At 63.3% G+C, this 8,465-nt stretch carries 9 protein-coding genes and 1 tRNA gene; 4 read left to right on the top strand and 6 right to left on the bottom strand.

The window, feature by feature from the left end; genetic code table 11:
- A partial coding sequence (locus tag MRY84_RS03590) for a GTP-binding protein (protein ID WP_291504384.1) occupies positions 1–224 on the top strand: 224 nt, incomplete at its 5' end.
- 21 nt (positions 225–245) lie between these two features.
- Here MRY84_RS03590 and MRY84_RS03585 read toward each other — a convergent pair.
- Positions 246–1,559 (bottom strand): ATP-binding protein, encoded by a 1,314-nt coding sequence (locus MRY84_RS03585; protein WP_291504383.1) that lies wholly within the window; start codon positions 1,557–1,559, stop codon positions 246–248.
- 369 nt (positions 1,560–1,928) lie between these two features.
- Between MRY84_RS03585 and MRY84_RS03580 the strand changes: the two genes are divergently transcribed.
- Positions 1,929–2,016, top strand: a tRNA-Ser gene (locus tag MRY84_RS03580).
- Between the two features lie 72 nt (positions 2,017–2,088).
- Here the strand turns inward: MRY84_RS03580 and MRY84_RS03575 are convergent.
- Positions 2,089–2,508, bottom strand: coding sequence for an Lrp/AsnC family transcriptional regulator (locus MRY84_RS03575; protein WP_291504382.1), 420 nt, complete (start codon positions 2,506–2,508; stop codon positions 2,089–2,091).
- Between the two features lie 165 nt (positions 2,509–2,673).
- On the opposite strand from MRY84_RS03575, the gene MRY84_RS03570 reads away from it, so the two are divergent.
- Positions 2,674–3,795 (top strand): ornithine cyclodeaminase, encoded by a 1,122-nt coding sequence (locus MRY84_RS03570; RefSeq protein WP_291504381.1) that lies wholly within the window; start codon positions 2,674–2,676, stop codon positions 3,793–3,795.
- Between the two features lie 320 nt (positions 3,796–4,115).
- Positions 4,116–4,466, top strand: coding sequence for an I78 family peptidase inhibitor (locus MRY84_RS03565; protein ID WP_291504380.1), 351 nt, complete (start codon positions 4,116–4,118; stop codon positions 4,464–4,466).
- A 77-nt stretch (positions 4,467–4,543) separates the two neighbouring features.
- Here the strand turns inward: MRY84_RS03565 and hemW are convergent, their stop codons facing one another.
- The 4 genes from hemW to MRY84_RS03545 all read right to left on the bottom strand — a co-directional run bounded on the left by hemW (position 4,544) and on the right by MRY84_RS03545 (position 8,405).
- Entirely contained in the window at positions 4,544–5,794 is a 1,251-nt protein-coding gene (gene hemW, locus MRY84_RS03560) for a radical SAM family heme chaperone HemW (protein WP_291504379.1), read from the bottom strand.
- A 146-nt stretch (positions 5,795–5,940) separates the two neighbouring features.
- Complete coding sequence (gene rdgB, locus MRY84_RS03555; RefSeq protein WP_291504378.1) at positions 5,941–6,543, bottom strand: RdgB/HAM1 family non-canonical purine NTP pyrophosphatase; 603 nt, start codon at positions 6,541–6,543, stop codon at positions 5,941–5,943.
- 49 nt (positions 6,544–6,592) lie between these two features.
- Positions 6,593–7,324, bottom strand: a complete 732-nt coding sequence (gene rph, locus MRY84_RS03550) for a ribonuclease PH (RefSeq protein ID WP_291504377.1) — start codon at positions 7,322–7,324, stop codon at positions 6,593–6,595.
- A 178-nt stretch (positions 7,325–7,502) separates the two neighbouring features.
- Complete coding sequence (locus MRY84_RS03545) at positions 7,503–8,405, bottom strand: PP2C family serine/threonine-protein phosphatase (protein ID WP_291504376.1); 903 nt, start codon at positions 8,403–8,405, stop codon at positions 7,503–7,505.
- Positions 8,406–8,465: the final 60 nt, after the last annotated feature.

Below are 8,465 nucleotides of genomic sequence, written 5' to 3'. Positions count from 1 at the left end.
GAAAGGGTGGCCCCGGCATCACCAAGAGCGACCTGTTCATCATCAACAAGACCGACCTGGCCCCCCACGTAGGCGCCAACTTGGACGTGATGCACGCCGACACCACCCGCATGCGCACCACGGCCCAGGGCCTCAAGCCGTTTGTGATGACCAACCTCAAGACCCTGGCCGGCGTCGCGGACGTGGTCAAGTTCATCGAGACCCGGGGAATGCTGAAAAAATAGGCTGCGGCGCTGGCGGCGCCGCTACGCGCCCGCGTACTGGATGGGCAGCGTCACCCTGAAGCAGCTGCCCTTGCCCACTTCGCTTGTCACCTCGATACTGCCGCGGTGGCGCTGCACGATGCCGTACGAGAGCGAAAGTCCCAGCCCCGTGCCCTTCCCTACCGGTTTGGTCGTATAGAACGGCTCAAAGATCCGCGGCAGGTGGTCCTTGGAAATGCCGCTACCGGTATCCACCACTTCGACCCAGACCTTTTCCGCATCGCTGCCGGTGCGCACGGTGATCGTGCCCCGCTCCTCAATCGCATGGGCTGCATTGACGATGAGGTTCATGAAGACTTGGTTGAGCTGGGAAGGCACGCACTCAATGTCGGGAACGCCGGCATATTCCTTGATCACTTCGGCCTTGTACTTGACCTCGTTGCGCACCATGTTGAGCGTGCTGTCCAGTCCACGTTCCAGGTTTGCCCACTGCCTCTCGGCCTCTCCCACATGTGAGAAGTCTTTGAGATCCTGGACGATCTGCTTGACCCTTTGCATGCCCTCCATCGATTCGCGCAGCAGGCTCATCACGTCCTCGCGCAGAAACGCGATGTCGATGTCCTGCTTCAGCGTTTGCAGGGCGGCCAAGGTGTCCGCCTTCAATTCGTGCTCGTGGGCTTCGCAGGCCGCCAACAGCTTGAAGAGATCCTCGATATAGCGCTCCAGGCTGCCGAGGTTGGAACTCACAAAGCCCACGGGGTTGTTGATTTCATGGGCTACGCCGGCTGCCAGCTGGCCCAAAGACGCCATCTTCTCTGCCTGCAAGAGCTGCTCCTGCGCCTGAAAGAGCTTCGCATTGACTTCGGTGAGTTCCTTGTTGCGGCTCAGCAACTCGGCGTCGATCCGCTTGCGCTCCGTGACATCCCGAGCGAGTCCCACCAGACCGATCACGTTGCCCTCGGGATCGCGCAAGTGAACCTTCGTGGTTTCGATCCACCCTGGCTCGCCCGTGCTGAGATTGGGCACATATTGCTCGCACGCGATCAAGGGCTTGCCGGAACTGAGTAGCGCCTGTTCGACCGCAAAGTACTCCGCCGCGAGTTCCTCGGGGTAGAAATCAAAGTCCGTCTTCCCCAGCATCTCCTCGGGCGTACGCTTACCCATCAGGTTCGCAACCGCGTGGTTGGCCAATATGAAACGGCCCTGCAGGTCCTTTGCATAAATCCGGTCCGGCATGATGCCGATCAGGGTGCGAAACACCAGGGTCTGGACATCCTGCAAAGCGCCTTCGGAATGGCCCCCATCGCCGGCAGGGCCCGCCTGCGGGTTTGCATCGTGAAACTTTTCCGTCGTCATGAAAGGCCCCTCATCGATGGCGTTCTGCAGAGAGGTTTTTCACAGCTCTCCCGCGGCAGGACGTGGTAGCGATCGCGGCGCTTGACGAGAGCCGCACAACGGAGAACCACCCCCACCACTGCCTTGCACGAACTGAATCTATAGCGTTTGCCCTGGGCAAACAATATCCACGCCATGCGGGAAATCCATATGGCACGGGCGGCGATCGCTGCGTGAGCTGGGCCTTGCAGCGGCCCTCCACAACGTCATGCCGCAGACAGCCACTGCCATGGACATCTCCCACAGCGACTGGCCGCCCCCGGGGCTCGCTATAAAAGAGTGCATCCAGATACCGGCGCCACCATGGGCTAAAATCCGCGCCTTCCTCCCGGAGACTTGGGTGAGTGGTTTAAACCAGCAGTCTTGAAAACTGCCGACGGGCAACCGTCCGTGAGTTCGAATCTCACAGTCTCCGCCAGTTTTTTCCGTCCACCGTACAGCGCCCCATCGGGCGCTTTTTTGTTCACGGCCCTCCGCAGGTGCGCCACGCTCAGCGGTAGGTCGTGAGATGAATGTTCGTTTCAGTCCCGCGGATGCCACCGATCAGGCGTACGCGCTCAAGCACATCCGAGAGTTCTCGCATGGACGAAGCTTCGATCTCCGCGAGCAAATCCCAGCGTCCATTGGTGTCGTGCAACGCAACGACGCCAGGCTCGCCCAGCAGGCTGGCGATGACCTGCCGGGTGGTGTTGCCCTCCACTTGTATTCCCATCCACGCACGGATGCGGTCCGGCTCGCTCTCAGGCCGCAGGCGGACGGTGTAGCCGAGGATGACCTGCTGGTCCTCCAGCTTGCGCAGACGGTTGTTCACCGTGCCGCGTGAAACGCCCAGCTTGTGCGCGAGGTCCGCGATGTTCAGGCGGGCGTTTTGCCGCAACAGGCTGATGAGTCGCTGATCGGTGTCGTCCATTGCGCGAATTGTCATTTTGTGCTGTCGATTCGTCAACAGCGTAACTATTTTGGCACCTTTTTGCCGCTGTTCATTGCCGCGCTGCTTCGCCAAACTGGGCCTCATATTGCTACGCCGTGCACAAAAGGCGCGCGCAGTGCCACTGTTCGGAGAGGAGACATCGCCATGAACCGCCCCAGCCTTTGTATCCACCCGCTGTATCTCAGCGTCCCCACCGTGGTGGAACTGGTGCGCCGCCGAGGGGTGGCGCGCTGCATCGACGCGATTGCCCGCAACATCGAAGCCGACTTCCTGCGCTGGGTGGATTTCGACAAGTCGGCGCGCGTAGCCAACCACTCACGCGATGGCGTGATCGAACTGATGCCGGTGTCCGATGACACGGCGTACAGCTTCAAGTACGTCAACGGGCATCCGAAGAACACGGCCCTGGGCCTTTCGACCGTGATGGCCTTTGGGGTGCTGGCAGATGTGGCAACGGGCACACCTTTGCTGCTGAGCGAGCTGACCCTGACGACCGCCCTGCGCACGGCAGCCACTTCGGCGCTGGCGGCCCGGGCGCTGGCCCGGGGGGAGAGCCGCGTGATGGCCCTTATCGGCAATGGTGCGCAAAGCGAGTTCCAGGCCCTTGCGTTCCAGCACCTTGTGGGCATCGACACCGTGCGGCTGTTCGATATGGATTCAGCAGCCACGGCCAAACTCATGGCCAACCTGGCAGGCAGCGGGCTGAAAGTGCAGGCATGCGCCAGCACACGCGAGGCGGTGCGAGGTGCAGACATCGTGACCACCGTCACGGCCGATAAGACGTACGCGACGATCATCACACCAGACATGCTGGAGCCGGGCATGCACATCAATGCCGTGGGCGGCGACTGCCCCGGAAAGACTGAACTGGCGGCTGCCGTGCTGGAGGCGGCAAAGGTGTTCGTGGAGTTCGCGCCCCAGTCCCGCGTGGAAGGAGACATCCAGCAGATGCCCGCGGATTTTGCAGTGACGGAACTGTGGGAGGTGCTCAGCGGGCTGCGAACAGGGCGCGACAGCAACGAACAGGTCACGGTGTTCGATTCCGTCGGCTTCGCGCTCGAAGACTATTCGGCCTTGCGCTTCATGTACGAGGCCGCGCAGCAGGATGGCGTGGGCGAGCGGCTGGCCCTGATTCCGGCGCTGGCCGACCCCAAGAACCTGTTCGGCGTGTTGTCCAGAGAGGGCTGCAGCGTGGCTGCACCAGCGCCAACGCTGGCCTTGCCGCAGGTTGACGAGCGCAGCGATCGCCTGCAGTCCGCATCCTGATGGCCGGTCAGAGCAGCACAAGGTCCATCCCAAAAAAAAGCCCGCAGACTGCGGGCTTAACACTTGCTCGTTGCAAGCGGGAGGGATGTCGACGGGGTATCGACCAATAAATAGTATGTTGTCCCCGCGGCAGACGGTGTAGGACAGTGTCCATTCCTGCCGATGGCCGCAGGACCTTCCATCGCATTGCCGAGGCAGTACAACCCTTTAAAGGCCGGACCGGATGGGGTGTTACGCCCGGTCACGTGGCGCAAACGCCGCTTCCGGTATCGTGGGTCCTCTCGCGATTCTTCTTCCAACTTCACTGGAGAGCATGACCCATGGCACTGAAATTTCCCCGAACCCTTGCTGCTGGGCTGGCCGGTGTCGCCATCCTGGCGGGATGCTCCGGCTACGGGCAGCCCGCTGCATCGCCGGGCCCAGCGCCGTCAACCACCGCGCCGTCACCTGCCGCCCCAGCACCCATCGCCGAATGCAATGCGCAGCCGGCCCAGTTTGCAGTCGGGCAGAACAGCACGGCCGCGGTCATGGAGTCAGCGCGGGTCCGATCGGGTGCGCACATGGCCCGCATCCTGCGGCCGGGCCAGATGATCACCAAGGAGTTCAATGCGCAACGCCTCAACCTGGAGGTGGATGGCAGCGGCCGCATCGTGGCCGTGCGCTGCGGTTAGACACCCGCGGTTCATGGCCGCCCCCGCATTGACCTGACGCGCTAGGTAGGCGAGCGCTCGAGGGCTCTGGGCGCCCGTCATTCCCCCAGGAACAACTCCTGCAGGTCGCTTAAAAAATCAAAGCCCCGCTCCGTGGGCCACACGCGCACGGTGTCTCGCTGGATCAATCCTTTGCGCTCGGCGGCATCGAGGCCCTTGGCAATGGCCGTGAGCGGCAGTCCCGTGCGGGACATGAAATCCTGCAGCGCAAACCCCTCGCGCAAGCGCAGGGCATTGAGCATGTATTCAAAAGGCAGGTCGGTGCGGCGCACATCCTCGTCTTGCGCCACGGCATGGCCCGCCAGCGCTTGGGCCATGTAGCGCGCCGGATCGCGAAAGCGCACCTGCCGCACCACGCGGTGGGCAAAGCTGAGCTTGCTGTGAGCGCCCGCGCCGATCCCCAGATAGTCGCCAAACTGCCAGTAGTTGGTGTTGTGAAAGCACTGGTGCCCAGGCCGGGCATAGGCCGACACTTCGTAGCGGGCCATGCCGGATTGCGCCGTGAGCTCGGTGATTCGGTCGAGCATGGCGTAGGCCTGGTCATCTTCGGGCACCGAGGGCGGAAACTTGGCGAAGTAGGTATTGGGCTCGATGGTGAGGTGGTAGATCGAAATGTGGGGGGGCGCAAACGCCAGGGCGGTCTGCAGGTCCTGCTCCAGGTCCGGCAGCGTCTGGCCCGGCAACGCATACATGATGTCGAGATTGAAGGTGTCGAAGGCCTGCGCCGCCTCTTGCACCGCCGCCAGGGCCTGGGCGCGGTCGTGCACTCGGCCCAGGGCTTTCAGATGCCCATCGTTGAAGCTCTGCACCCCCACAGACAACCGTGTGACTCCCGCACTGCGGTACGCGCGAAAGCGGTCTTTTTCGAACGTGCCGGGGTTGGCTTCCATCGTGATTTCACAGTCGGGCTCTAGCCGCAGACGCGCGCGGATGTCGCCCAGCAGCCGATCGATCGACGCAGGCGAGAAAAGGCTGGGCGTGCCGCCCCCGATGAAAATGCTGTGCACCGGGCGACCCCAGATCAGCGGAAGCGCGGCCTCCAGGTCGGCCATCAGAGCATCGATGTAGCGCTGCTTAGGCACCTCTGCCCCGGCTCCGCCTGCGCGGAATTCGTGCGAGTTGAAGTCGCAGTACGGGCATTTCTTGAGGCACCATGGCAGGTGTACGTACAGGGACAGTGGCGGCAGGCTGGGCAGTTGCAGCAAGCCTGGGCGCATGTAGTGCTGGATGTCGCGCACAACGGCGGGCGCGTCGTCCGGGATGGCAGCGGGGATGATGGGAATCTGCATGGCAGGTATCAATGGTTCGTGCACTCACGCCGCGGCAGCCGCGCGCAGAAGGATTGGCTGAGTGCGCGAACGCCGCGCAAGGACCGCCCTAACGCGCCAGCGGCGTCCCCCCCTGAAAGCAACACGCGAAGCGAGTCCCGAGGGCTTCATGTCATCCACCGCTCGCGCATCAAGGCCAGCATTTGCGCCGCCGAGCGGCCACGGTGGCTGTGTGCGTTCTTTACGTCGACCGGCAGCTCGGCAAAGGTTTTCCCGAAGGCCGGGATGAACATCACGGGGTCAAATCCAAAGCCGTTCGTGCCCCGAGGTTCAGTGGTGATCTCGCCTTCCACACGGCCGACGGCAATGAGCGGCTCCGGATCCTCAGGACTTCGCACGGCCACCAGCGTGCTGACCATGGCGGCCCGGCGGTTGGCGAGGCCCTGCATTTGCGCCAGCAGCGCGCGCACGTTGTTATCGTCGCTTTTCTCGTAGCCAAACTGCGTGCAGTAGTACGCAGTGTCCACGCCCGGCAGGCCGCCAAACGCATCGACACACAGCCCGGCGTCATCCGCCAGCGCGGGCAGGCCGGTGTGGGCGGATGCAAAGCGCGCCTTCGCCAGCGCGTTCTCCACAAACGTGCGGAAGGGCTCCTCGGCCTCTCCCACACCCAGGTCGGCCTGCCGCACCAGCTCAACGCCGAGGGGCTCCAGCATGGCCTGCAATTCGGCCAGCTTGCCGCGGTTGTTGGATGCAAGAACGATTTTCATTGTCAAAATGGCCTCTAGCGCTTATTCAACCAGCGCAAGTAGCTACAAATTAAATAGCAATCGCCAGCGAAGCCTGCTGCAGGTGCACGAGCTCGGCAATGCCTTTTTCCGCCAGGGCCAGCAACTGGTCCATCTCTGCGCGAGTGAACGCGGCCCCTTCGGCGGTGCCCTGCACTTCCACAAAATGGCCTGCGCCCGTCATGACGACATTCATGTCGGTATCGCAATCCACGTCTTCGACATACTCCAGGTCGAGCAGGGGCGTGCCCTGCACGATGCCGACCGAAACGGCTGCGACGGGCTGCAGCAACGGCGACTGGCTGATCTTGCCGTCGGCAAGCAACTGGCTGACAGCGTCCTGGGCCGCGACCCAGGCCCCCGTGATGGCCGCGGTCCGGGTGCCTCCATCGGCCTGGATGACGTCGCAATCGAGCTGGATGGTGCGCTCACCGAGCAGTTTGAGATCAAACACGGCGCGCAGCGAGCGGCCAATGAGCCGCTGGATCTCTTGCGTGCGGCCGGTTTGTTTGCCGCGGGCCGCCTCGCGATCGCTGCGGCTGTGGGTGGCACGGGGCAACATGCCGTACTCGGCCGTGACCCAGCCCTCGCCGCTGCCCCGCTTGTGCGGCGGCACGCGCTCTTCCACCGATGCGGTGCAGAGCACCTTGGTGTTGCCAAATTCAATCAGCACGGAGCCTTCGGCATGCATGGTGTAACGGCGGGTGATGCGCACGGGGCGCAACTGATCGGCGGCGCGCTGGCCGCTGCGTTCAAAGGTCATGGGTGGTCTTTCCTAGTTCGTGGCGCAACGGATGCAATGGGCAATCCCTGGGTGAGGGCCACCGCGCAAGGGCTTCCCAGGCGGCGTAGCTGCGGTGCCCCTTGAGTGCGCTGGTGGCGTCCCCTTCCCCGGCGGAGCCGAGCGGAGGGGGGAGGCGCGAAGCGCCTCAGAGGGAGGCTTAGGCTTTCCTTGCAGCCGACCGGCGGATGGCTTCATTGATTTCGGCAATGGAGCGCTCAATGGCTGCGTCATCCAGGTCGTCCACCAAGCCGTCCAGCGGGCCAGCCTGGATGGTCGAGGCAAAGACGTCATCGCTGATGCTGTCAGTCGAGACACCCTGGGTAGACTCGAACGCATCGGGGGTTTCCCACTCCAGTGCCACCACGGTCACGTTGTCGCTGCTGTCGCCCGCCTTGCGCAAGGCATCTTCCACCAATTCAGGAACGGCATGCGACACCGCGTTGCGGGCCAGTTGCTTGGCGATGTCCTCGTCGCTGAGCGTGCCCCACAGGCCGTCCGAGCACAGCAGGATGCGGTCGCCCTGCTCCAGGTAGACGGGCCCGGTAATGTCGTAGATCGGCTTGGTGGGGGAACCCAGGCAGGTGAACAGCACGTTGCGGTTGATGCGCTCCAGCCCCGGCGGAGGCGCATTGCGCAGCTCCATGTACGAGTGGTCGCGCGTGCGGGTGAGCAGGTCGCCGTCGCGCACCATGTACAGGCGCGAATCCCCGCAATGGATCCACGTGGCCGTGCCCGCCTGCAGCACGGCAGCCACCAGCGTGGTGCGCGGCGTGTCGAGCATGCCCTTGTCCGTGGCATAACGCAGGATCTGGTGGTGCGCTGCCAGCAGCGCGCCCGAGAGGAACTCCTGCACATCCTTGAGCTGCGGCTTGGCCTGACGCTGGAACAATGCCGAGATGGTCTGCAGTGCAATCTGCGCGGCTACTTCGCCTTCCGGGTGGCCCCCCATGCCATCGGCCAGCACGAACAGGCCCGATTCGCGCGTGTAGCAATAGCCCATGCGGTCTTCGTTCTTCTCTCGGCCACCACGGCGGCTGATCTGGAACACGGAGAATTTCATTTGGGTTTGACTCCGATTCCAGTGGCCTCACCCACCTTCTGCACGTTTTTCTTGGTGTCG

Origin of the sequence: Acidovorax sp. (assembly GCF_022763525.1) — a bacterium.
Classification (GTDB): domain Bacteria; phylum Pseudomonadota; class Gammaproteobacteria; order Burkholderiales; family Burkholderiaceae_C; genus Acidovorax.
This window is presented reverse-complemented; position numbering and strand designations above follow the sequence as displayed.